Below are 24,293 nucleotides of genomic sequence, written 5' to 3' on the forward strand. Positions count from 1 at the left end.
TCTGCATTGCCTACTCCGCCGTAGTAGCCTTTATGGCTACGAAGGCCGGGCATCCTCAGACAGGAGTCGTGGGATTTCATGCCGCATGTATTAATATACAATACTTAATATAACTATTACCTGTTTCTATTTGCGTCCCAATATATCTTTTATCAGGTGGGCTTTATTGGACAAAAGCGGGTCTTTGCAGTGCCCATCCTTCACTCTTATGAAATCTGGGGCAAGTTTATAAATATTATTTTTCCGTTTACACTTTTCCCATTAGAAATAATGAATGATAAAACTCAATTTATATTATCTATTATGCGGGCATAGTATAACGGCTTTTTAAAATCCGGGAATGCGTTTAACTTTAACCAAATTATGTATTTTTCACTTGTGTAATATTCAAACCACATTTCGCCATTTTCTGTAATTATCCTGTCAATTAGAAACGGGATTATTTGCACGCCTTTGCTTCTTAACAAAACCAGGGCTTCATATTTTTCTAATGTTTTAGAATCCACTACCTGATCTTTTAAATAACTAACGTTTCTACGCCTTGTATCATGGGGAATCTCTGAGTGCATCAGAATCTTTTTATCACCTCTTTGACACATAGAAACAATTTCATATATTTTATCATTTTCCATACCTATATTTTTAGCTCTTTTGTAAAAACCAATCTTCATTGTCACTCCAACAGGATAAGAAGGAAATCTTTCTTCAAAATCAAATGTTTTCACGTTCAATGGGATAAATCCATACTTTTCAATATACTTATCATAATCTGGGAAACCATAACAAAGGGGCCTGAAATAAATATCGCAATCACTGTCTTCCCAAGGATAAACGGGATCACGTAAAAGTGGGTATATCTTTTTGAACGCTTCTATAACCGAAAAAGTTTCAATATTAATAAATAATTCATTCATGGACTCTAATTTTGAATCTATCGGCCATTTAAGTAAATTTACCCTGCCATATTCTTTTATGTTATTCTTAATAAATTTATACTCTATTTGTTCATCATATGCCTTAATTATCTTATTATAATTTAAAAACAATTGAAGCAACGATATCCCTGCGATTAATACTGAAAAGATTGCGAACATATATCTTTTCAGCAACCTCTTTTCAACGGCCTGCATAAGTATACAGATAAATATAATCGGTATATACTCTAAATAACTTGAATAATAATAATTTATAAAATATCCTGGGTACACCACAGGAACTGTTGCGACAAAAAATACATATATTATGAACAACCCTACAGATACATTCCTTGTAGGCCTATTTATGATTCCGGTTATCACGCCAGCCAAAAATAAATAATAAAGAGGCAAAACAAAATGTCCGGACGAGTAATTGCTATTTGCAAAGGGCATCATTATATTTATCAATTTGTTCAGCAAATTATTTTCAGGTGCTATATTTACAAGCCCACGATACTCTTGCAAAGTTTCCTTGAAAGGCAATATAAACGGCCAGAAAACAATTAACAAATAGCAGATAATATACAAAGTTATTTTTATCTTTGAAACAGCTTTTGAGTTAATTAATATATAAAGCGTAAATGGAATTACTACAGGGAACTGCTCTGGCCTTACAAAAGTAAGAAATGAAAGTACTAAAAAGTATGTTGGCAACAATATTTTCTCTTTATCTTCCCGACATAAAATACTGCTATAGATGAGTAAAAGGTGCAGGAAAATAATTAGATTACAGTGTGATTCAGTCGCCGCATAGCGTATCTGAATCGGAGAAAAAGCAAAAATAATTAAACCAATATATACAATTGTGCTATTTTCCAGTATCCGCTTTAAAATAAGATATAGTAAATAGAGACTAATAATATTTAGAAGCATATTCCCAATAAACAATTTCTCAAACGTCATGGCCCCGAACGATTCCAGTATTTTAAAAGGGCTCCAGAAAATATTGTAAGGAAAACCATAAAGTACGTCCCCATGGGCCACTGTTGCTTCAAAAATATCATAATAATAAAATGTTCCGCGGTAATTAATATGTGCAAAGCTAAACAATGACAAGTAACATCTTAAAAGAAAGGCAATGGTAAGTATAGCGATAATTTTATAGTTTAGTAGGTTTGAAAAAAAATCATGCCTGAAAACACTTGAATATATAAGGGAAAAGATAATCAAATAATAGATAACATAATACATACTATTATCATGATTTCCAGTGACAGCATACCCAATAAATACTCCTATAAAGATGAGCACATAGATTAATTCTATTTTCTTATTTTCTTTTAGCAAACTTGCAATTAATATTTTAATAGCTTTCATATTTTTTAAACCCTGTAAATTCTGGGGACATTTTGTTTACGTTTAAAATCTGTTTCCTAATATATAAATCTATTTGTTATATTAAGCATAATCCTGCAAAGATATATTTCATACGGATATTTAAAATATCGTTTCCTCCAGCGGAGAACACTTAACTTGTGTAATAGTTCCAATATATAGTTGTAAACACGATTTTTTTTCTTTATCCTCCAATCACAAAATGCCAGCAAAGATACTATCGTTATTATGTTTAGAAATCCCTTATCTTTAACTACTAACTGGTTTGTGGCATTCCAATAAGACCTGCTCCATTCCATTAAACTGGAAGGAAGGACATATCCTTTTTGGACTGCCTCAGAATAGAATTCCGAACCGGGGTATGGGGTCAGTATTTTTATGTCGGAGATTGACAGGTACGGGTTTATTTTAAACATTTCATCTACCAGATCCATGGTCATGATCATTTCTTCAAGTGTTTCCTCAGGATGGCCCATAAGGATAGTAGTATACGCGCTGATACCGTATTTTGCTGTTAAGGCAGCCGTATCCTTAATGTTTTGGACAGAAATTCCTTTTTTATAATAATCCAGTATCCTTTGTGAACCGGATTCAGTGCCCCAATCTACCTGCACACAGCCGCAATCCTTTAAATCGCGCATTAAACCATCGTCCGCATAATCAGCCCGTATTGCTAATCCGAAAGGAATGCCCCGTGTTTTCATGCCCCGTGCGATCGATAATGCACGCTCTTTATCTACAAAGAAATTGTCATCATGAAAATATACCGAATCAAAATCATAACGTATTTTTAATTTATCTATATCTTCCAGGACCTCTGAATAACTTTGAGCGCGCCATTTTTTTGAATGAAATTCTTTTCCATAACAAAAGGTACAGCAATGCGGGCATCCGTTACTGGTGAACATACTTAATACTTTATTCCCAAATCTGTAGTTTGATTGCAGATAGCGGTTCAGGTCTGCCGCATCCCAGTCATATACCAGGGGAATATCGTAAACCTCGTCATTCCTGGCATTTACTACTATATTTCCATTTTTTTTATACGCTACGTTAGGTACGGTATTTAGCAGCTTATTTTCCATAACCGCATTCAACAGGGATGGGAGAGCGATCTCGCCGTAACCCATGACAATATAATCTATGCTTGGCTCATCCAATGTTTGTTCTGGAAGCAAAGTAGGGTGTATCCCGCCCCAGATCACTGGAATACTTGATTGTTTTTTGATAAATCTGCTTATCTTTAACGCATGATATATCTGCGGGCCCGTCATGACCGACAGACCGACAGCCAGGATATCATCTTTATTATATTTATCGAAGATGTCCTTGTAATTATCATACCTTGAATCCCATATTATGGGTTCAAAGTTCTGCTTTTTTAGGTTTTTTGAAAGGCATAAAAGGCCGAAAGGAGGTTCAATTATGGACGGGCCTGTCCGCGGCATGATCAGTATTATCTTATTTCTCAATGATATAAGTCCCCAGGCATAAAACATCGATATTCGTTGATAAATAGCATTTTATCGCGTCTTCCGGAGAACAAACTATCGGTTCGCCTTTAACATTGAATGATGTATTTAGAATTACATGGACTCCTGTAATCGCAGCGAATTCTTTTATGAGAGAATAGAAGAGAGGGTTATCTTCGTATTTGACAGTCTGTACCCGTGCTGTGCCGTCAACATGCACAACAGCAGGTATCCTGCTTTTATACTCTTCTTTTACAGGTAATGCGAAAAGCATATAGGGTGAGTCGATACCTTCCATTTTAAAGTAATCGTCTTTTCTCTCATAAAGAACGGCAGGGGCAAAAGGCCGGAAAAATTCACGGTGTTTTACTCTATCATTTAAGATATCTTTCATGTTCCCGTTTATAGGAGAAGTTAAAATACTTCTATTGCCCAGGGCCCTCGGGCCGCCTTCCATCGCGCCCTGGAACCAGCCGACTATTTTATTAGCAGCTAAGTATCCGGCAATTTTTTTACTCTGGTCACTTGTTTTGAGGTATTTCAATTTATATTGAACGAGCATCTTTTCAATCGAATCATCAGAATATTTTGGGCCTAAATAGACATGTTCTAAACTATGCCTGTCTTTGTTTTTTAATATCTTGTGGTATATATAGTAGGCAGCGCCGATCGAAGTGCCGGCATCATTAGGGATAGGGAAAATAAAGATGTTTTTGAACCCTGATTCCTTTATAATCCGGCTGTTTGCCGTACAGTTCAAAAACACTCCGCCGTTTAAACAAAGATTGTTCGTTGAGGTATTTTTACGAATATGCTTCATCAGGTCAAGCAGTGTCTCCTCAAATACTTTCTGCACGCTCGCAGCAAGATTTTCATGCGCTTTATTTATCAATTCATCCTGGTTTCGTTTACAATTCAAGTCTTGCATAAATTCCCAAGACAAAGGATTAGTGGCATTGAAATTAACATGCTCAGTATTGACTTTAAGGACACCGTCTTTATTTACGGATATAAGTTTTTTTAATGTGTCATAGAATGCCGGTTCGCCGTAACTTGAAAGTCCCATTACCTTGCCTTCGTCAGCATTCATTCTAAAACCGAGAAACTCCGTTATTGCCCCGTAAAAACGCCCCAGAGAATCCGGGAAAGTTGACCTGGACAATACCTTATAATCATTTTGCTCGACAACTGCACTTACTACTGTATCAATTTCACCCGTTCCGTCAACAGATAATATGGCTGTATCATCGTATCTGGAAAGATAATATGCCGCTGTCATATGCGTTTCATGATGAGTTATAAAAAAGAATTTACCCTTAAAACCGTATTTCCACCTCAACTTAAGAGGTATCGAGAGCATAGCAAGAAAATAACTTGCATACAGCCCGAAACGAGAGTCATTAAAATTATACGATTTTATTAAATTCCAGATTCTCTGGACAATTCCCTTCCATGGTTTCCAGAAAAAACCGATGTATGCCACCTGTTCAAAATTTATGCCTGCTTCGCTTAAACAGTATTTTATGGCATGTTCCGGGAATTTATCGGTATGTTTTTCCCGATTGAACCGTTCTTCTTCCGCAAAAGCTACGATCTTTCCGTTCTTTATTAAACATGCAGAAGAATCGTGCATAAAACTGGATATGCCTAAGATGTATATTTCGTCTGATCGTTCAACCTTTTTCATGTAGTATTCTCTGATTAGATTTCAAAGCCGTTTTTTTGCTCCGTCCTGCTAATTTATTCAAGTTATATCTTTTATCCAACTGCTGAAAAGTTTGAATAGGTATTTTGTAGGAGGCGTTACAAGAAGGGGTGTTATGGAAACAAAACCATTGTCGACTGTAGTCACATCCATTCCAGCCTGAAGGAGCCCTGAAACGCTTTTACCCGCAAGCCAGAAGTATTTTCTTCCCCTCGGGTCGCGCCTCTCCTCTATATCGTCATCATATATCCTTTTTCCCAGTTCAACTATCTTCGCTCCTTTTGCACTGCGGGGCACGTTTACATTCAGGTATGCCCCTTCAGGGAAACGGTTCTTGAATATCTTTATGGCAAGGTTAAGGGAAACCTTAGCAGCTGTTGAATAATCAGGCTGCTGGTAATCCGAGACAGAAACAGCGAAAGAAGGGACACCATGCAGTGCTGCTTCCCGGGCACCTGCAACAGTGCCCGAATAAATGACATCCTGTCCGAGGTTAGGCCCTGAATTTATCCCTGAGATGACAAGGTCAGCCTTTTTTTTCAATATATAAATGATACCAAAGCGAACGCAGTCAGCAGGCGTACCGTCAGTAGCATAGAAGTCTTTTCTTAATCCCCTTACATGAAGAGGTTTATTTAGCGTTATAGAATGGCTTACAGCCGAGCGGTCGTATTCGGGCACGACAACAACTACCCTTGCTATCAAGGAAAGCTGTTTTACAAGCGGTTTTATACCTGGGGCGTTAACGCCGTCATCATTGGTTATCAATATAGTTTTGCCCATAGGTGAGATTTTACTAATTAAGGACTAAATCTGCAAGCTTTTCCTGAGGCAAAGGCGAGGGTAAGGAAATTCTTTCTTTGCGGTTATAAGAAGACTTTAATTGAAATTTTATTGCTGCCGCCAGCATTTCGGGTTTCAGGTCTTTTTCCCTTATCATGACTGCTTTTAATTTATCCGCCAGGGCTTTTGCGTTATATTCCTGATGGTTTTCAGTTGCGAACGGGAAAGGGATGAATATAGTGGGTTTATTCAAGATAGCAAGCTCGCTTACCGTTGATGCCCCAGAACGGCATATGATAAGGTCTGCCATGTGGTATGCTTCGCCTATCGATTCAAGATATGGAAGCACGCATGAAACAAAGCCGTTTTTTTCATATTCTTCCTTTACTCCTGGCACATAGTTCGTACCGGTAATGTGTAGAAATTGCACGTTTTCTTTCACTTCAGACATAAGATGCAGGCTGTCGACCAGGTTTTTGTTAAGGTTTTTTGCCCCCTGGCTTCCTCCGAATACCAAAACAGTGAATTTATCCTTGGATAATTTATATTTGGAGTAAACGTCGTCACTTCTCTTGTTGAATATTTCCAGCCGTACCGGGTTTCCCGTAAAAAAAGCTTTTTTTTCTTTAAAATGTATTTTCGTATCTTCAAATCCAAACGCCATCTTATCAGCAAAATTCATCAGGAACCTGTTTGCAAGGCCCGGGATAAAATTGGATTCATGCAAAACGACCTTTATACCTTTCAACCATGCAGCCAGGACCACGGGCCCTGAAATATACCCTCCCATACCGACTACCGCTTTAGGTTTAACAGATACCATCACCATGAACGATTTAATAAAACTTATGACAAATAAGAGAATAAATTTGAATACCTTTAAAGACAAAGACCTTGATAACCCTATTATAGGTATCTGGAAATATTCAAGTTTTTCCCCATCTAGTATCTTGCAGCCCAGGTCGTTGCTGCGCACAATAAAAATCGGCTTGATATTTCTTTTTTTTAATTCCCTTGCAAGTGCTATGCCCGGGTATATGTGCCCACCGGTACCTCCTGCGGCAATAATTATAGTTTCCGTTTGTGCCATAACAACCCTTTAAAAAACTCTAAATTTAAAATTCTAAATCCGAAATATTTATTTATAGCTTTATATTTTGAGTTTTAATTTTATTTAGTGTTTTAAGTTTAGGATTTAGAATTTATTTTTTTTGAAATATTAAGGAGTATTCCGACACTAATTAAATTTATCATAAGAGAACTACCCCCGAAAGATACGAAAGGGAGGGACAGGCCTTTTGTCGGAAGAAGTCCGCAGGACACGCCCAGGTTTATGGCTACCTGGAAAACCACCATGAATGTTATCCCTACGGCAAGGAAACCGCCGAAGAGGTCTTTGGAGTTTCTCGCTATCACGAGGCCCCTCCAGGCAAACAGGATAAAAAGAGCTATCACAAAAAGCGCCCCCGCATATCCGAGCTCCTCCCCTATTATGGGAAATATAAAATCCGTATGAGGTTCAGGCAGGTACATCATTTTAAGCTGTCCCTGGCCGAGCCCTTTTCCAAAAAAACCGCCCGAGCCAAGAGCAAGAATTGATTGTGATAGCTGGTATGACCCTGAATTTATATCATACCACGATGAAAAAAATGATTTCATTCTTTCAATACGGTAAGGTTTTCTAAGCACTTCTATGACTCCGAACGGAATAAAAGCTAATCCAGTTACTAAAATATGCCAGAAGCGCGCTCCCGCGACAAGCAATAAATTCATGCTTACTATTACCATAAGTACCGGGGTCCCGAGGTCGGGTTCCATGGCTATGGGGATGCAAAATAAACCTATCATGAAGAAAGCCGGCCATAGCCCTCTCCAGTCTTTTATACGGCTTTTTTTTCTATCTAAATAATCGGCCAGCGCCACTACAACAACAAGTTTGGCAAGCTCTGACGGCTGAAACCCTATGAATCCAAACCTTAGCCAGCGTTTTGCTCCGCCCTTTACAGTGCCGATTATCAAAACAGCCACTAATACGGCTAAAGTGATGAACATCAATATTTTTACATATTTTTGCAGGTAATGGTAATTGAAGTTTGAAAAGAGCATCATACCGATGAGGCCTAACGCCGCCCATACCGCCTGCTTAATGACAAAAAGATAAGGGGCTTTCCACCTTATGTCTGCCATTATAACGCTTGAAGAAAAAACCATAAGTATGCCCAAAATAACTAGTATCAAGGTTATAATGAACAGGCTATAATCAAAATTATATGAAGCTTTATCCTTCATTCTTAATTTTATTGACGAATGACTTGAACTGGGTGCCCCTATCTTCGAAATTCCTGAACTGGTCAAAAGAAGCGCAAGCAGGGGACAACAACACCATATCCCCGGGTTTTGAATGTTTTACAGCTCCCTTTACTGCCTCAAGGAGGGTATGCGAATCAAAAAACATGGTAATACCTTCAAGGTCATGTCTGATTTTTTCTGCGGATTCTCCTATAAGGAATATCCCTTTGACTTTTTCTTTTACAAGCCTTTGTAGGGGGGTGTACGGAAAACCTTTGTCCCTGCCACCCATGATAAGCCAGATAGGCCTATTAAAAGACTCCAGCGCGACCTTTGTTGAATCTACATTGGTAGATTTCGAATCGTTAATGTAACTGGCACCATTTATCTCGGTTATAAATTCCAGCCTGTGTTCAACTCCCTTAAAACCCGAGATAACTTTTTTTATGACTTGAGATTTTATTCCTGCGATACATGCTATTGCTATACAAGCAAGGGCATTCTCGATATTATGGGGGCCCGGTATATTAAGGCACACTGGCATTCCAAATCTTTTAGAACCAAAGACAAATACCATTTTGTCCTTTAAAAGATAGGCCCCCTGTTTAAGCACCTTTTTTCTTGAGAAGAAAATTACTTTTGAAGGTGCTTTTTTGGCAAGAACCCTGCATATCTTATCGTCATAATTCAAGATGCAATAATCGTTCTTTACCTGGCTTTGGAATATTTTTTCTTTGGCTTTTATGTAATTGGCCATAGAATGGTGATGTTCAAGGTGGTCTTCGGTTATGTTTAAGATGCAAGAGATATCGGGATGGAATTTCAGAGAATCTTCAAGCTGGTAGCTTGAAATCTCAAGGATTATATTTGTTTTACCATCTATTATATTTATGTGGTCAGCCAACGGAGAGCCTATATTCCCAGCAACGATTGTCTTTTGCCCGCTCTTCTTAAAAATATCGCCGAGAAGCGTTGTAGTAGTTGTTTTTCCGTTCGTGCCTGTAACAGTTATGATTTTTTTCGGCTTTACAACATTCAAGGAGAGTTCAAGCTCACTCCAGACAGGTATATTCTTTTTATTAATTTTTTTCAATATCTCTATGTCAGGATGCACTCCCGGGCTTTTTATTATCAGGTCCATATCCAGAAGCTTATCAGAATGTCCGCCAAACTCCACAGCGATGTCTTTTTTCAGGTTAGCTAATCGGTCTATACATTCATGTTTCTGGTTTACTTCGCTTATGAAAACTTTTGCTCCCAAAGACTTTAATAAATTTGCGGCTGCTACCCCGGATTTGGCAAACCCGATTACCCCAACTTTTTTGTTTTTTAAAGTTATTTTGTTCATATTTCAGATTCACCAGTTAAGCTTTTAATAAGGGTTGCCAGGTTTTCAGCAACTTACCTGATCTTTAATGAAGCAAGAGAGATGAGAGCAAATATTATCCCGAGTATCCAGAACCTGACCGTAACTTTTGGCTCTGCCCAGCCGGATAATTCAAAGTGATGATGGATCGGGGACATCTTAAATATTCTCTTCCCCCTATGGCGATAAGAATAGACTTGCAGAATAACGGAGAGGACCTCAATGACAAATACTCCGGATATTATAGCAAGTATTATCTCCTGCTTAATGAATACAGCGGTCAAACCCAATGCTCCGCCCAGGAACAGGCTTCCCGTGTCTCCCATAAAAACCTGAGCAGGATAAGTATTAAACCATAAAAATCCAAGCCCAGCACCCACAAGAGTTGCAAGGAATACACTTAATTCTCCGGCACCGGGTATGGGCACTATCCTTAAATAGGATGCTATCTTTAAATGCCCGGAAAAATAAGCAAAAAGGGCCATTGTAAAAGCTGCGATTATCAGATTACCTATAGCCAAGCCATCCAAACCGTCTGTTAGGTTTACCGCATTAGAACTTGCCACGATCACAAGGGCAGAAAATAAGATATACCCCAGGTATAGGTTTACAAAAATATTTTTTAGATAAGGGATATTTACAATTGAGGCGTAATCCGGATGCGGCGGATAAAACCATAAATAGACTGAAACACCCAGGGCAAGTACGGACTGGGCTACAAATTTTATCTGTGGTTCTAATCCCTTGGGGTTTTTCTTTACGAGCTTCAGATAATCGTCAAAAAAACCGATCAGGCCGAGCCAAACGATTGAAAACAGGATAATTACTATGAAACGGTTATCCAGCCTTGCCCATAAAAAAGTAGCTATGATCATGGAAAGCAAAATAATAATGCCGCCCATCGTGGGGGTCCCTGATTTCGCCAGATGAGTTTGAGGCCCGTCACTCCTTATCACCTGTCCGATCTTATATTGTTTCAGGTATTTTATTATATGTGAACCTAAGACAAAGGCCAGTACCAGGCTCGTCAAAGCAGCCATAGCTGCCCTGAAAGTAATATACTGGAATAGATTGAAGGGCGAGAAATATAAGTGAAGCGGGTAAAAAAGATGATAGAACAAGTTAATTTATCCTATATTAAATATATTGGGAATTCAAAATGAAAAATGCAAAATTTAGGTGTCCCGCATTAGCGGGGCTTATTTAAATTATCCCGCAAAATCGGGATACCGCAATTTTTCAATTTGCATTTTGCAATTTTCATTTTTCATTTGTTAGCCATCATAGGCCGGGCTAACTTGAGTCTAGTCGGAAAATACCTGGCTTATTATTTCTTCAAATTTCATTCCGCGTGAAGCTTTAAAAAATATCACATCTTGAGACAAAACATGCTTTTTAAGCTCCTGGGTTAATTCATCTTTTTCCTTAAAATATTTTACGTTATTTGTATCAATAGCTAAAAAAGCATTTTCCATCAAAGGGCCGTATAATAAGATACTGTTCAACGGTTTATGAGTAAGGAATTCACCTAATGAATGATGTTCCATCTTTGCTTCTTGCCCCAACTCCAGCATATCTCCCAGAACCACTATCTTATCCCGGTCCGGGAAAGACTGGACCAGGCTGTCGATCGATTCTCTCATTGAAGAGGGGTTTGCATTATAGGCGTCATTGACTATAGTAACACCTGATACCATATCCTTTACATTCATCCTCATTTTTGGGATGCTATAGTTTTCTAGCCCATCTTTTATTAATTCAATCTCCGCTCCAAGAACTGTTGCTGCAGCTGCTGCGGCTAAAGCGTTGTAAATATTGAACTTACCGAATACAGGCAGCTCTATAGCTATGGAGTTATCATTAATATGCAGGTCAAATTTCGGATGGCCGGGCCATAGCTTTAAATTTGTCGCATATACGTTTGCGGGTTTGTTCAAGCCAAAAAACATAATATTCGTCTTTAATGTTTTATCCAGGCCGCTTAGGTACTGATCGTCTTTGTTTATTACCGACCATCCGTCGTTTGGCAGGCTTTCCAGCAGGTTTTTCTTCTCCGTTAAAACTCCGTCAAGGTCTTTGAAACCTTCAAGGTGCGCAAGGCCTATATTTGTAATCACTCCGACTTTGGGAGCAGCTATTTCGCTTAACCTTTTGATTTCTCCGAAACAAGATGTCCCCAGCTCCAAAACCGAATATAGATATTTTGAACTTAGATTGAACAAGGTCAAAGGCAGTCCGATCTGGTTATTATAATTTCCTGCATTTTTTAAAGTAGCCCCTTTTTTGCTTAAAATAGAAGCCAGCATTTCTTTTACAGTGGTTTTCCCATTTGAGCCCGTGATGGCTACAACCTCAAGGCTGAACTTTCTCCTGTAGTAGCCCGCCAGATCACCGAGCGCTTTGACCGAATCGGAGACTTTTATTATAGCGGGTATGTACGGGAAAGGCTTACCGAGGTCAACATCGTTCCTTGTAATAATAAGCCCCTTGGCTCCTTTTTCGATCGCTACTTTTAAATAATCATGCCCGTCATAATTTTTGCCTTTAATGGCAAAATAATAATCATCTTTTTTTAAAGTGCGCGTGTCCGTCGCTATAGATTCAACCGGGGAATGCGGATCCCCCAGAAGGAATTCTCCTTTTACTGCATCGATTAGCTGGTATAAAGATAAATTCTCCAGTGGAGCTCCTCCTGTAGGAGCCGAAGGCTCCTTAAATAACGCGACCTACTGCGATCTTGAATGTACTATAGTTTGCCTTTTGAGATATATTTTTTTGCTATTTCAGCATCATTAAAATGTATCTTTTGGTCTTTAAGTATCTGGTATGTTTCATGGCCTTTGCCGGCTAAAAGTATTATATCGCCTTTCTGTGCCATAGCCACTGCTGTCGATATAGCCTGTTCCCTGTCCAGGACTACTTGATAATTATTCCTGTTATGACGCCTGATACCGACTTCAATATCAAGAGCTATCTGGGACGGGTCTTCGCTTCTTGGGTTATCTGAAGTTACAAAAACATAATCGCTGAATCTTGTAGCAATGTCGCCCATCACAGGCCTTTTTGTCCTGTCCCTGTCCCCGCCGCAGCCAAAAACAGTTATGAGCCTTTTATGCGGTAATTGGCGCAAAGCGGCCAGAACATTCTTTAAGGCATCATCCGTATGTGCATAGTCCACAACTACGGTATAAGACTGTCCAAGGCTTACCTTCTCTAACCTGCCCGGGACAAAAGGAGATGCCTTGATATTCTTTATAATATTCTCTAAAGAGATGCCTATTCCCAGGGCTGCGCCGACACTCGCAAGCACATTGTAAACATTGTACATACCCAGATAACCCACATGTACTTTCCCTTTTCCGGCAGGGGTTTCAAGAAAGAATTCCGTGCCTTTGCTGGATATTTTTACTCTCTTTGCTTTTATATCGGCTTTTTTCGACAAGCCATAAGTTATTACAGTGGTGTTTTTTACCTCTCTTATAAGTTTCTTGCCCCACGGGTCATCTATATTGATTATAGCAAATTTAGGAATTAAAGTGTTTGAACCCGTCCGTTTCGGTTTTGCAGAGTAGCTTTTTCTGCCGTTTTGTAATGACAGGAACAATCTTTTTTTAGCTTCAAAGTAATCTTCCATAGTCTTGTGAAAATCAAGATGATCTCTTGTAAGGTTAGTAAATAGAGCTATATCAAATTCCACAAAATTAACGCGTCCTAGATAAAGCGCATGCGAAGAAACCTCCATTATTGCAGAACCGCATTTGCTCTTTACCATATCATTTAGGATCTTAAAGGTTTCGGAGGATTCCGGAGTTGTATTTTGCGTTGGGTATGTTCTCTGCCTGAACCTGTAATTCACCGTACCTATTACGCCGGCATAAATGCCGACTTTATTTAAAATATTCTCCAATAAGTAGGTAATAGTAGTTTTTCCGTTCGTTCCCGTAACTCCTATCATCAGAAGTTTCTTATCTGGATGGGAATAAAAATTACTGCTTAAATATGCCAGGGCCCGCCTAATATCAGATACCACGACCAGAGCTGCATTTTTTATGTCAATAAATTCGTCCGTTACTACCACCTTTGCTCCGGAATTTATGGCATTACCTATAAAACTCTTGCCGTCTGCGTGATAACCGGATAGAGCCACAAATATATTCCCCGGTTTGATCTTTCTGGAATCATGCGTTATACCGGTTATATTGATATTCTTATCTCCGAAAACCTCGCAATCTAATCCATTCAAAACAGTTTTTAGTTTCATTGGCTATCGCGTCCTGTGGAACCCCTCTGGCCAGGAGCCGGAGGCTCCTTTAGTGATGCTCCTCCGGCTGAAGCCGGAGGCTTCTTTAATAACGCAGCCTAATGTGACTTCATTAATTTGATTTGACGGAATCCCTTTAGGGACTACATCATTTTGCATTGCCTACTCCGCCGTAGTAGCCTTTATGGCTACGAAGGCCGGGCATCCTCCGACAGAAGTCGGAGGTTTTCATGTCGCATGTAATAATGTTACATCCCGCCATCATTTATTCCCCGACATACGTCGGAGGTTTTCTTTGCGGCGGGATAATTGGGAATATTTTTGTTATTAGCCAATAACATAGTTTCATTCTCAGGCAAAATCCTTAAATACTGCAATGAACGGGAACATACTTTCTGAAAAACCGGGACTGCCGTAGTAGAGGCCCAATAGTCTGTCTTAGGTTCATCAAGTATTACAAGTATCGTTAATTTCGGGTTTATTACAGGGACTATCCCGCAAAATGATGCAGTATATAATTTTGTAGAATATTTTTTTGTCAGGGGGTCCCTTTTTTGGGCTGTGCCCGTTTTTCCGCCAATTTTATAACCCGGTATCTTCGCGAGCTGGCCGGTCCCTTTTTCTACTACACTAAGAAGAATTTCTTTTAATTCTTTAGCTGTCTTTTCAGATATCGTCCTTCTTATTATTTTCTTGTCCGGGCTGTATAGGACATCCCCTTCCGGGCTTACTATCTTTTTTATTATGACTGGTTCAAGCAGTAGTCCGCTATTCGCTATCGCAGAATACGCATTGATAATCTGCAGCGCTGTTACCCCTATTTCCTGTCCGAAAGAAATTATGGGAAGAGACAGGCCGCTCCATTCATTCGGAGCCTTTAAAAGTCCTTTTACCTCGCCCGGGAGGTTTATGCCTGTCTTGCTGTTAAAACCGAACTGCCTTATATATTTATAGAGAATGTTTTTCCCCAGTCTCTGCCCTATCTTAGCTGCACCGATATTTGACGAATATTCTATTACCTCATCAAAATTTAACAGCCCCTGTTTTTCATGGTCTTTGATGATATGGTCATAAACAGCATACTTGCCGTTTTCACACCATATAACTTCATTCCTCTTTATAAGTTTTTCTTCGAGGGCTGCGGCAGCGGTGATTAACTTGAATGTAGAACCTGGCTCAAAAATATTGCTTATGGCAGGATTGCATAAACTCTTTGAACCAAAATAAGATTCCGGCTTATAATTCGGCCTGCAGGCAAGCGCAAGTATTTCTCCCGTATTTGGGTCTTGTATGATTATAACCCCGTCTTTGGACCTTGTCTTTGCCATAGCATCTTCCAGCTCCTGCTCGGCAATGAACTGGAGGTTCCTGTCAATAGTTAAATAAACATTAGCACCTCTAATAGCATCCATATCGGTCAGTTTATCCGGTATTTCCCTTCCTTGGCCATCACGATACCTTAAGTCTTTTATTTTTTTCCCGGAAAGATGAGAATCACAGGAGTATTCAATCCCTTCAAGCCCTGCTCCTTCCTTGCTCACTACTCCAAGCAGATAACAAGCCATATCCTTTTCCGGGTATTTTCTGGAAAAAGCAGGTACAAAACCAAGACCGGGTATTTTCCATGATTTGACAAGGTTCATAGTTTCAATATCTAGATTTTCTTCCAAAGGTATGTATGACCTGTTCCTATCAGAAAGTAAAATATCTTTAGGCACTTTTATATTTATCTTATTCAATCTTTTAACTACTTCTTCGCTATTATCTATTAGCTTGCCGTCTGCAAAAATTGTGTATGAGGCCGTGCTCATCGCAAGGATCTTGCCGTTTTTATCAAATATCATACCCCTGCAGGAACTTTCAGGACGGTTCTTTGTTATGGTTTTTTCGACCTTAGAATTTATTTCCTGATGGTGCCATATCTGAATGAAAAAAAGGCGTGCGCCTATCGTTACAAAAGAAAATATTATAAAAAATATTGATAAAATCAGCCTTTTTGAATTAATCATTTTCTAGATAGATTATATCCTTATCCTGGGGATGTATTAAGCCTTTTTGTTTTGCTATTTGATCTAATCTTTCCATAGAAAGATATTCATTTATCTTCAATTTCAGGACATCATTTTGCTGTTCCCATTTTTCACATTCTTTGCTCAGATTGTCTACTTTATATCCCAAACGTATGGCTTCCGTTTGCTGCCAGAGATAAAAAGACAATACTAAAGTTACAGCCAACAGGATTTGAAGATATTTGATCATTTTTAGGACTTTTCCACTGACCTTAATTTTGCGCTTCTGCTTCTCGGGTTTAAATTTATTTCTTCCTGGCTTGGAGTGATTATTTTTTTTGTCAACAAACGATAAGTGCCTTCTTTACTTAGGTCCCTGAAATTATTTTTGACTATCCTGTCTTCCAGGGAGTGATAGCTTATGATTACCACTCTTGCTCCGGGTTTTAAACAAGCGGGTAGTTTATCCAAGGCTGATTTGAGGTTTTCTAACTCGTTATTAACTTTGATCCTTAAGGCTTGAAAAACTTTTGTTGCGGGATGGATTTTGCCTTCTCGTTTCTTTACTCTTCCGACAAGTTCTGCCAGGTCTCTTGCAGATTTAATCTTATCCTTTTCTTGTTTTATAATACGGCTGATCTTTTTTGAGAATCTTTCTTCTCCTAGATTATAGAATATCTCGCTCAGCTCATCTTCACTGCAACAATTTATAATGTCCAGTGCGCTGTTATTTATTTGATCATCCATTCTCATGTCCAGATTTGAAGATTTAAAACTAAAACCCCTATCTGGGCTGTCAAACTGATGAGAAGAAACGCCTAGATCAAGCAATATCCCGTCTGCCAGGTTTACTCCTGCGCCGGCCAATGCAGCTGACAGCTCTTTAAAATTCGTCTTTATCAGCTTTAGCCGGTCTTTAAAAACACTCAAATTCCTTTCGCATTCTCTTATAGCTTCTATATCGCAATCAAGAGCTATTATTCTTATCTCCGGATATTTTTCAAGAAAATACCTGCTGTGACCACCTCCGCCTGCGGTTGCATCGATATATACACCACCTGTATTCTTTATCAGATATTCTTCCGTTTCTTTAAGCATTACAGGTAAATGGTATATATGATAATTCTCTTCCACTTTTATGATTTATGCCTCTCTTCGTTAAGACATTATAATTCCAATTTGACCGCAAGTTTCTTTAAAGATATTTCAGCCTTTTCCTTGGAATAGTTTTTCCACTTTTGTTCATCCCATATCTCGATCCTGTTACCGACACCTACAATAACAGCATCCCGTTTTATTTTTGCAAAATCTTTAAGGTTTTTTGGGATAAGGACTCTTCCCTGCGTGTCCAGATATAGCTCGTGAGCTCCGGATAAAAGAGCGCGTTTGAACGCCCTTTCCTCGGTCTTGTCCGGCAAGGAAAGGTTCTCAAGCTTAGTTAAGACCTTTTCCCAGGTTTTCATGTCATATAAAAAAAGACAGCCTTCAAGGCCTTGAGTAAGAATAAATAATTTTGATTTTTCCCTCAGGATTGAAGGAATAAAAAGCCGGTTTTTTGTATCTATGGTATGGTTATATCGTCCAATATACATTATTTGTCACTTAACACCACTTTTCACCACTTTAGTATAAGTATACAATATAACATAAAATATTGTCAATATATATTTTAAAATAATATTTTTATGATTTATCAGGTTGTTCTGCAGACATGCCTGGAGGTGTCAGAGATACTTAAAAAAAATGGGCCGATTAAGGTTTTACGGGGTTATTTACCAAATATCATTTTTATGGCGACTAGAAGCATTGCTGCACCGAACAGCTTTTTAAGTGCGTCGTTTGAAAATAACGCCGCTATCTTTGCTCCAATAAAACCTCCTATAAAAAAACCCAGGCATATAAAAACAGCTATCTTAAGGTCAACATTGCCGTTCTTATAATAAACCCAGGCTGCAAGCAGGCCTATAGGAGGTATTAATATAGCAAGGGTAGTACCCTGTGCCTGATGCTGTGTAAGCTTGAATAAGTAGACAAGGGCAGGAATTAAGATTATGCCGCCGCCTATCCCAAACAGACCGCCCAGTACCCCTGCTACGAACCCTAAAAGCACATAAAGGACAATTATCATCCAATTCTCAACAAAATTATTTTTAAGATAACCTATACACCGAATTCTGTCCCCGCCTCATCGGCAGGGTAGGATCATCATTCTGCCCCGCAAATTGCTTTACGGGATCAAGCGGCCGTAAATGGCCTTGCTTCCCAGTAAGGATTTAGCCGTTTCAACCCCGCACTTATAAAAGTATCTCTACTTTCATTATACTGCGGGACTCAGCCGAAAAAAATTTGCATTTTTTCCTGCTGCCTCTGAGCTTTCGATCAAAGGCGTCTCTGTTCGCACCTCTTGCCGCTACTGCGCAGCGGAAACACCAAATTCGAATCTCTAAATCCGAAAAGGAATTATTTTGGATTTCGTAATTCGTGCTTGGTTCTTCCGTTGCGCAGCAACGGCCGATGGGTATTACCCACTACCGTTTTCCCGCCTTCGCACAAGGCTTCGGCTGGCAAGCCCGCATTGTTGCCATAAACATAACAAATCGGCTTGTCCTCCGAAGCTTTAGCGAAGGAGGAGATTGAAGTTCGGACTTTCCTCTCCACTACTTTCTAGTAGAGCGATCCTACGGTTACCTTAAAAATTATTTTTTTTTGCAGTTGCAAGGTTTATTGCCTGATTAGCCAGACGGTCTGCTGATTTATTCTGTTCTCTGGGAATATACTTAAAGTCAACTTTCTCAAATTCTTTTAAAATACCCTGGGCATTTTCAAAATACCTGGATAGATTCTCGTCTCTTACCCTGTAAAGACCGAGCATCTGCTTGCAGACCAACTCTGAATCAAGATGCATCTCTAAACTGCACGGAATATATTTTTTCGCCAGTTCAAGCCCGCGTAAAAGAGCTTTATACTCGGCTATATTGTTTGTAGCTTCCCCTATAAACTCTTTGGATTCTTCCAGAACATTATTATTTTCATCACACAACAAAACCCCTATGCCGCCGGGCCCGGGGTTGCCTCGTGATGCTCCGTCCGTGTAAATATTTATCTTCATCTTAAGCGGTCTCCCGGGGAGTTATTTTTTATAAAGTATCCTTGAACAACTGTCACAGAATATCAGATCTTGTTCTTTACAAACTTCATTTACTATTTGAGGCCTTAAAGTGATATAACATCCTCCGCAGCTATCCCCTTCTATTGACACAATCGCTAAACCCTGCCTGCCGTCTCGTATATGTTCATAACGCTGCAACAATGTTTCAGGCATGTCCTTTACATATTCTGCTCGTTCTTTTTCTGATTCGATTATTTCAATTTTTAATTTCTCAAGTTCCTTGTTGAGCTCTTCGCTAACTGATTGTATTTTTGCTTCTTCTGCTTTTAGCGCCGCTTCTTCGGTTCTAATTATCTTAACTTCATTTTCACTTTCTTCCATTAGCGTTAATATCTCTTCCTCAAGCTTCTTTTTTAGTTCTTTGGCCTTATCTATCTCTCCAAGCATAGCTTTATAAGCATCATTCTTCTTGATGGAATTCAACTCAATGTTATGCTTTTTTATCTCGTTCTCTTTTGTTTCAAGCTCTATTTCTTTTTCTTTCTTTGCCATCTGCAGTTTTTTGTATTTATCTTTCAACTCTTCAACCTGAAGCTTTAATTTAGTTAAAGTAAGATTTTGTGCTTCGATCTCTTTGGGTATCACTTCAGCCCTGTGACGAAGCCTGTCTAAAACGATATCTTTTTCCTGTAAACTCACCAAAGACTGCAATTCTTTTTTCACGTATAGGTCCTTTTGGATTTAAATTATAAATTCATTAACCAATCTTTTTGACTTTACCTTTCTGCTAACTGGTCACTGGTAACTGTTCACTGTATTAACTGGGTAGTGCAGGGTTTGAACCTGCGGCCTCTCGCGTGTGAGGCGAGCGCTCTCCCACTGAGCTAACCACCCTTTTACAGTGACCAGTGACCATTGAACAGTAACCAGTAAACAAACCTCTTTGACTTAGCCTCTATGGTCACTGGTAACTGGTCAATGATTACTGATATTAATTGGGCCAGGAAGGACTTGAACCTCCGACCCGACGATTATGAGTCGTCTGCTCTAACCAACTGAGCTACTGGCCCTTTACTGTCTTAAACTTTCTTACAATATATTTGTGGACGGCAATACAGTGTATGCTGTTAAAATAATGACATTTCCTGACATCTTCTGATACCCCAAAAAACCATGCTGTTTTTGCTACCTTTACTGATTTTTTACTGATTTCATTTTGCCTATTATTGCTCTGCGTTTGGTTAATATAGCAAATTTCTATTATTTTGACAAGGTTTTTGCCAATTATATTTGGTTATATGCAATAATATCATACAATTTACTAGAAATTTCAATAGATTTCATTGCAAAAATGAATACCAAAGAAGGGTTAAAGTAGCCAAGAACCTATAAGAGTTATCATATATATAGCCTGTCACCGTTTCTACGCATCTCTATTTTTTTGAATAAACTTTATTCTTTGTTCAATAATATCAAATATCTCATCAGGGATTTCATCCCTTTTTAATATGCCAAACGCTGCTGCTGAAGCTACTATCATGTCCGCATCGGTGTAGTTATACTTTTTCCATATTTCCTGAGCTGCTCCATTATGAAATTTATGTATATATTCATTTAACTCAAAACCATCAATTTTCTTGTTTTCCCAATCCTTAAACCTATCCTGTAATAATTTTAGCTCTGCGCCAAGTTCTTTTTGATAAGACAAACCTGCAAGCTCCTTCAATTTTATTCTGATTTTTTTGGGATATTCGTTCATGATTTTTAGTTCAACTTGTCAAGCCTGCATACCGTTTTATAAATTTTTATTGCTCCAACTGTTTACGCTTTGCTGGTAAAAAGTTTTTTCTTGATATAACCGACCTCTTTAATGTATGTTCAAGTTTCCTGCGGGCAACACCAGCTATTTCGCCGCCTTTTTTTGCATCTACTTTCAACTTCGGCATTCCCTGCGAATCTTCCGTTTTGTGAATCTCTGTTGTAGCACGTTCTCCAAGCATTGTAAATATCAATTCAAAATCGTCCATATGGTCACGAAGGTTTTCCCTTTTTAATCCTTTGAGCTTTTTATACTGGCTGGGAGTAACTCCAAATGTCGCCTTTGAAATATCTGCGGTTAATATTTCATAATCTTTGTCTTTTTCCGCTCCCCGCTTCTGCCATTCTTCGGTTAATTCTTCCCGTATAGCAATACCACGCATACGCTTCTCTATCCAATCATCAGGATAGCCTTTTAATTTATAAAGCATTCTGGTTCTTTTTGTAGCAAGTTCCGGATTCTCTATTTCCTGTATCCGTTCATAACCCACTTTTGCCAGCCAGCGTTTGAAAGGCTCGGCTTTCGGTGAAGGTATTGACTGGATAATGCGGAATACCCCTTCTGTATTAGCACAATTGAGCTTTTGAGACCCACCTTCCGTATCAACTGAAAGGGGGGTGACAATTTGTCCCCACCCTTTGGAAAGATCTTTATCTCTAATCCGCATTTTGCGAACATAATCCTTAACATTAGGTGTATCTGTTAATGCTTCTACTACATCATTTACCACAAACCACCATTCCTTGTTGTGTAAGGTTTTTCTAATTGTCTTTCCCCTGAACAAAGCTATTTTTGTCATTTCATCTGTCATTGCGGTTCTCCTAATTGAATTGTTGCCGCTGAATCGGTGACTGGCACCGTTTCCGTCTTAAAAATAAGTATAGTGTCCCCGGAATTCTTCAATCAGCCCGTAAAGACAATATCAATCTATTATTTTTAGTTCAACTTATCAAGCTGTGTCCTTCCGAAGCTTTACGCGAAGGAGGGCCTGACACCGTTTTTGTGTCCCCGAAATTCAAAATGAATAGCTAAAACCGATCAGCCAGTAGTTTAGGAGTGCAAAGTTATAAACTTCAGTAACATCTGCTCCGCCTTCTACTATCCTGTAACCGGCTTTGATGGATGTCCTTGAACCTGTCCTGTACTGCGCGGCAACAAGAACATCTTCAGCCCTGCCAGGCCCGCCTGCAAGAGCGTCGGCATCAAAAATGAAAGCGAGTTGTTTGCTGAGCCTGTAATCTAGCCCGAAATTAAGAAGAGGCACAAACCCAGTGTTCTTTTTTTCAGATGTCAGCCCCGCGCCGGTAAGTGTTATCGACGCGTCTCTTACCTTTGCCGTAAACCCCAGCTTTACAGACAAGTCATCGCTTTTTTTCCACAGCTTCCAAAAAGAGACCCTGTAAGAATCAAACCGGTACTTTGCTGAAACATCTGTGTTTGCGGGTATAGTGTCGTTATTGAAACTTATCAGCGAACCTGTAACTCCGCTCGCGGAAAGCGTAAGCGGCGCATAAAGGAACGATATAAACTTATCTTTCTTTAATTCTCTGGTTAACCGCACCCTGTAAAAGCCTTTTCTGGCAACAGAAAAACTATCCGTCAAAGAAAACCTGGTTCCGATGTTTCCCGGAACCTGAATATCGTTATACCCGGCGGTTACCAGCCCCGTTTCAAAGTCCACATTCCAAGGTTCAAATCCCATCGCCGGACTTGAAAACGCCAAAAATACTAAAAATACTTTTATGGCTTTTGATATTTCTCTCAGTTTCATTAGATACTCCCAAAAATAAGTATAGTGTCCCCGGAATTCTAATAGAAATGGCCTCAATCTCTGCTTAATTAAGTATTGTGTCCCCCGAATCCTTTTCCCCGAATCCTGTTTTTCTAAAAAATATCTCCTGCATTCATCATTCTTAGAAACACCTCAGCCGGATAAACCTCAATTTTATCAAAACGATAAGTTCGTTCCCCTGTATAAACTATTATACTCCTGTCACATTTAAGCCCTTCTAAAGAATTTATAGAAAGTAGCGGTTTCGTCCATTCTGGCTTAAATTTATTAGAAAGCTTGACTTCTAAAGCAACGATATGAGGAGGCTTTAGTTGCTGACGCTTTGCAGTTTCAATAATAAAATCAATTTCTACTCCGGATTGTGTCCTGTAATAGTAAACCGGGCGATGCTTACGGCTAACCTCGTTGTATACACGAAGTTCATGATATATTAGTGTTTCTAAAGCGTTCCCCTGCCAAATCCGGTCACAATTGTCACGCAGCATCCCGGCAGCTGCCCTTGCCACACCTGGGTCAAACCAGTAAAATTTGGGATGCATTATTTCACGTACTTTAAAACCGGGCCGCCACGCAGTAAGAAAATGCCCCATCATCGTATCCACCAGAATGGAAAAATAAGTATCAACGGTAGCCCTTGCCACAGCAGCTTCCCTTGAAATATTATGCCCGTTTATTATCTGCCCATTTAACTGCCCTGCAATAGTAAGGAAGCGAATAAACGGTGGGATGTTTCTAATAAGGCCTTCGGCAGTTATTTCTTCCTTTATATAGTTATTAAGATAAGCTGCTAAGATATCGGGCGCATTTTCTATATTTGAATGAACAAAAGGAATTGTTCCCCATTGTATTGCATTTGATAAGTTGTATTTTGTGCCCAATTCAAACGAAGAAAACCCTTCCATGTTTAAAGTAACTGCGCGGCCAGCTAATAAGTTAGCTCCGCCTCTTTTCAGCTTTCTTGCGGAAGAGCCGCATAATGCAAACTGCCACTTCTTGTCTTCCATTAAACGATGAACTTCATCCAAAAGAGCAGGAATCTTCTGTATTTCGTCCACTACTACCCACGATCCTTCTTTTGCATTTCCAACGATTGCTTCTAACCTGTGAGGATTATTGGTAAGCTCCAAAAAGAGTTCGGAATTTAACAAATCTATGCTTTTTTCATTCAAAAAGGCTTGCTTAAGCCAGGTGCTTTTTCCAACACCCCTGGGCCCGAACAAAAAAAATGAATATTTTGGTTTTATTAACGAACGCTTTAAAATGGATGGTTTCATAAATATCCGCCTGTTTTACTATGTTGTATATTTGCATTACAATTATACACCATATATTGCATATTGTCAATATAGTTTTTTGTCACAAAGGAAGGATTTGGC

General features: G+C 39.1%; 21 protein-coding genes and 2 tRNA genes. All 23 read right to left on the minus strand.

Annotated elements, in window-relative coordinates; translation table 11 throughout:
- Positions 1-284: 284 nt before the first annotated feature.
- Positions 285-2,294 carry a glycosyltransferase family 39 protein gene (locus LHV68_11875; protein MCB4792567.1) on the minus strand — a complete coding sequence of 670 codons (2,010 nt, stop codon included), beginning with the start codon at positions 2,292-2,294 and terminating at the stop codon, positions 285-287.
- A 56-nt stretch (positions 2,295-2,350) separates the two neighbouring features.
- On the minus strand, positions 2,351-3,784 hold the full coding sequence (locus LHV68_11880) for a B12-binding domain-containing radical SAM protein (GenBank protein MCB4792568.1): 1,434 nt from the start codon (positions 3,782-3,784) through the stop codon (positions 2,351-2,353).
- On the minus strand, positions 3,774-5,471 hold the full coding sequence (locus tag LHV68_11885; GenBank protein ID MCB4792569.1) for a carbamoyl transferase: 1,698 nt from the start codon (positions 5,469-5,471) through the stop codon (positions 3,774-3,776). Before LHV68_11885 ends, LHV68_11880 begins: the two co-directional genes overlap by 11 nt.
- Before the next feature lie 57 nt (positions 5,472-5,528).
- Entirely contained in the window at positions 5,529-6,272 is a 744-nt protein-coding gene (surE, locus tag LHV68_11890) for a 5'/3'-nucleotidase SurE (GenBank protein ID MCB4792570.1), read from the minus strand.
- Between the two features lie 13 nt (positions 6,273-6,285).
- Positions 6,286-7,362 carry an undecaprenyldiphospho-muramoylpentapeptide beta-N-acetylglucosaminyltransferase gene (gene murG / locus LHV68_11895; GenBank protein ID MCB4792571.1) on the minus strand — a complete coding sequence of 359 codons (1,077 nt, stop codon included), beginning with the start codon at positions 7,360-7,362 and terminating at the stop codon, positions 6,286-6,288.
- A 98-nt stretch (positions 7,363-7,460) separates the two neighbouring features.
- Positions 7,461-8,561, minus strand: coding sequence for a putative lipid II flippase FtsW (ftsW, locus tag LHV68_11900; GenBank protein MCB4792572.1), 1,101 nt, complete (start codon positions 8,559-8,561; stop codon positions 7,461-7,463).
- Positions 8,551-9,909 carry a UDP-N-acetylmuramoyl-L-alanine--D-glutamate ligase gene (murD, locus tag LHV68_11905; protein MCB4792573.1) on the minus strand — a complete coding sequence of 453 codons (1,359 nt, stop codon included), beginning with the start codon at positions 9,907-9,909 and terminating at the stop codon, positions 8,551-8,553. Before murD ends, ftsW begins: the two co-directional genes overlap by 11 nt.
- Positions 9,910-9,962: 53 nt before the next feature.
- Positions 9,963-11,048, minus strand: a complete 1,086-nt coding sequence (mraY, locus tag LHV68_11910; GenBank protein ID MCB4792574.1) for a phospho-N-acetylmuramoyl-pentapeptide-transferase — start codon at positions 11,046-11,048, stop codon at positions 9,963-9,965.
- 183 nt (positions 11,049-11,231) lie between these two features.
- Positions 11,232-12,554, minus strand: coding sequence for a UDP-N-acetylmuramoyl-tripeptide--D-alanyl-D-alanine ligase (locus LHV68_11915; protein MCB4792575.1), 1,323 nt, complete (start codon positions 12,552-12,554; stop codon positions 11,232-11,234).
- A gap of 119 nt (positions 12,555-12,673) precedes the next feature.
- Positions 12,674-14,188 (minus strand): UDP-N-acetylmuramoyl-L-alanyl-D-glutamate--2,6-diaminopimelate ligase, encoded by a 1,515-nt coding sequence (locus LHV68_11920; GenBank protein MCB4792576.1) that lies wholly within the window; start codon positions 14,186-14,188, stop codon positions 12,674-12,676.
- A 248-nt stretch (positions 14,189-14,436) separates the two neighbouring features.
- Entirely contained in the window at positions 14,437-16,197 is a 1,761-nt protein-coding gene (locus tag LHV68_11925) for a penicillin-binding protein 2 (protein ID MCB4792577.1), read from the minus strand.
- Entirely contained in the window at positions 16,190-16,447 is a 258-nt protein-coding gene (locus tag LHV68_11930; GenBank protein MCB4792578.1) for a hypothetical protein, read from the minus strand. Before LHV68_11930 ends, LHV68_11925 begins: the two co-directional genes overlap by 8 nt.
- 2 nt (positions 16,448-16,449) lie before the next feature.
- Complete coding sequence (gene rsmH, locus LHV68_11935; GenBank protein MCB4792579.1) at positions 16,450-17,331, minus strand: 16S rRNA (cytosine(1402)-N(4))-methyltransferase RsmH; 882 nt, start codon at positions 17,329-17,331, stop codon at positions 16,450-16,452.
- 32 nt (positions 17,332-17,363) lie between these two features.
- Positions 17,364-17,789 (minus strand): division/cell wall cluster transcriptional repressor MraZ, encoded by a 426-nt coding sequence (gene mraZ, locus LHV68_11940; GenBank protein ID MCB4792580.1) that lies wholly within the window; start codon positions 17,787-17,789, stop codon positions 17,364-17,366.
- A gap of 176 nt (positions 17,790-17,965) precedes the next feature.
- Positions 17,966-18,325, minus strand: a complete 360-nt coding sequence (locus tag LHV68_11945) for a sulfite exporter TauE/SafE family protein (GenBank protein MCB4792581.1) — start codon at positions 18,323-18,325, stop codon at positions 17,966-17,968.
- Between the two features lie 561 nt (positions 18,326-18,886).
- Positions 18,887-19,306: a ribonuclease HI family protein gene (locus LHV68_11950; GenBank protein MCB4792582.1), complete on the minus strand. Its 420-nt coding sequence runs from the start codon at positions 19,304-19,306 to the stop codon at positions 18,887-18,889.
- 21 nt (positions 19,307-19,327) lie between these two features.
- Positions 19,328-20,029, minus strand: coding sequence for a C4-type zinc ribbon domain-containing protein (locus LHV68_11955; GenBank protein MCB4792583.1), 702 nt, complete (start codon positions 20,027-20,029; stop codon positions 19,328-19,330).
- 99 nt (positions 20,030-20,128) lie between these two features.
- Positions 20,129-20,200, minus strand: a tRNA-Val gene (locus LHV68_11960).
- A gap of 102 nt (positions 20,201-20,302) precedes the next feature.
- Positions 20,303-20,376: transfer RNA gene (locus LHV68_11965), tRNA-Ile, on the minus strand.
- Between the two features lie 353 nt (positions 20,377-20,729).
- Positions 20,730-21,065 (minus strand): hypothetical protein, encoded by a 336-nt coding sequence (locus tag LHV68_11970; GenBank protein MCB4792584.1) that lies wholly within the window; start codon positions 21,063-21,065, stop codon positions 20,730-20,732.
- 46 nt (positions 21,066-21,111) lie between these two features.
- On the minus strand, positions 21,112-21,936 hold the full coding sequence (locus LHV68_11975) for a Bro-N domain-containing protein (protein MCB4792585.1): 825 nt from the start codon (positions 21,934-21,936) through the stop codon (positions 21,112-21,114).
- 204 nt (positions 21,937-22,140) lie between these two features.
- Positions 22,141-22,896 carry a hypothetical protein gene (locus tag LHV68_11980; GenBank protein MCB4792586.1) on the minus strand — a complete coding sequence of 252 codons (756 nt, stop codon included), beginning with the start codon at positions 22,894-22,896 and terminating at the stop codon, positions 22,141-22,143.
- A gap of 113 nt (positions 22,897-23,009) precedes the next feature.
- A complete protein-coding gene (locus LHV68_11985; GenBank protein ID MCB4792587.1) occupies positions 23,010-24,191 on the minus strand; it encodes an AAA family ATPase in 1,182 nt (393 codons plus the stop codon).
- Between the last annotated feature and the right edge of the window lie 102 nt (positions 24,192-24,293).

The organism is Candidatus Liberimonas magnetica (genome assembly GCA_020523885.1).
GTDB classification, from domain to species: Bacteria; Elusimicrobiota; Endomicrobiia; order Endomicrobiales; family JAFGIL01; genus Liberimonas; species Liberimonas magnetica.

Bases quoted from the DNA above. Each gene is read 5' to 3' on its own strand.
- LHV68_11980 (MCB4792586.1), bottom strand. From the start codon at position 22,896: ATGAAACTGAGAGAAATATCAAAAGCCATAAAAGTATTTTTAGTATTT.
- LHV68_11885 (MCB4792569.1), bottom strand. From the start codon at position 5,471: ATGAAAAAGGTTGAACGATCAGACGAAATATACATCTTAGGCATATCC.
- LHV68_11970 (MCB4792584.1), bottom strand. From the start codon at position 21,065: ATGAACGAATATCCCAAAAAAATCAGAATAAAATTGAAGGAGCTTGCA.
- ftsW (MCB4792572.1), bottom strand. From the start codon at position 8,561: ATGAAGGATAAAGCTTCATATAATTTTGATTATAGCCTGTTCATTATA.
- LHV68_11925 (MCB4792577.1), bottom strand. From the start codon at position 16,197: ATGATTAATTCAAAAAGGCTGATTTTATCAATATTTTTTATAATATTT.
- LHV68_11950 (MCB4792582.1), bottom strand. From the start codon at position 19,306: ATGAAGATAAATATTTACACGGACGGAGCATCACGAGGCAACCCCGGG.
- murD (MCB4792573.1), bottom strand. From the start codon at position 9,909: ATGAACAAAATAACTTTAAAAAACAAAAAAGTTGGGGTAATCGGGTTT.
- mraZ (MCB4792580.1), bottom strand. From the start codon at position 17,789: ATGTATATTGGACGATATAACCATACCATAGATACAAAAAACCGGCTT.
- LHV68_11875 (MCB4792567.1), bottom strand. From the start codon at position 2,294: ATGAAAGCTATTAAAATATTAATTGCAAGTTTGCTAAAAGAAAATAAG.
- LHV68_11975 (MCB4792585.1), bottom strand. From the start codon at position 21,936: ATGACAGATGAAATGACAAAAATAGCTTTGTTCAGGGGAAAGACAATT.
- LHV68_11930 (MCB4792578.1), bottom strand. From the start codon at position 16,447: ATGATCAAATATCTTCAAATCCTGTTGGCTGTAACTTTAGTATTGTCT.
- LHV68_11985 (MCB4792587.1), bottom strand. From the start codon at position 24,191: ATGAAACCATCCATTTTAAAGCGTTCGTTAATAAAACCAAAATATTCA.
- murG (MCB4792571.1), bottom strand. From the start codon at position 7,362: ATGGCACAAACGGAAACTATAATTATTGCCGCAGGAGGTACCGGTGGG.
- surE (MCB4792570.1), bottom strand. From the start codon at position 6,272: ATGGGCAAAACTATATTGATAACCAATGATGACGGCGTTAACGCCCCA.
- LHV68_11920 (MCB4792576.1), bottom strand. From the start codon at position 14,188: ATGAAACTAAAAACTGTTTTGAATGGATTAGATTGCGAGGTTTTCGGA.
- LHV68_11945 (MCB4792581.1), bottom strand. From the start codon at position 18,325: ATGATAATTGTCCTTTATGTGCTTTTAGGGTTCGTAGCAGGGGTACTG.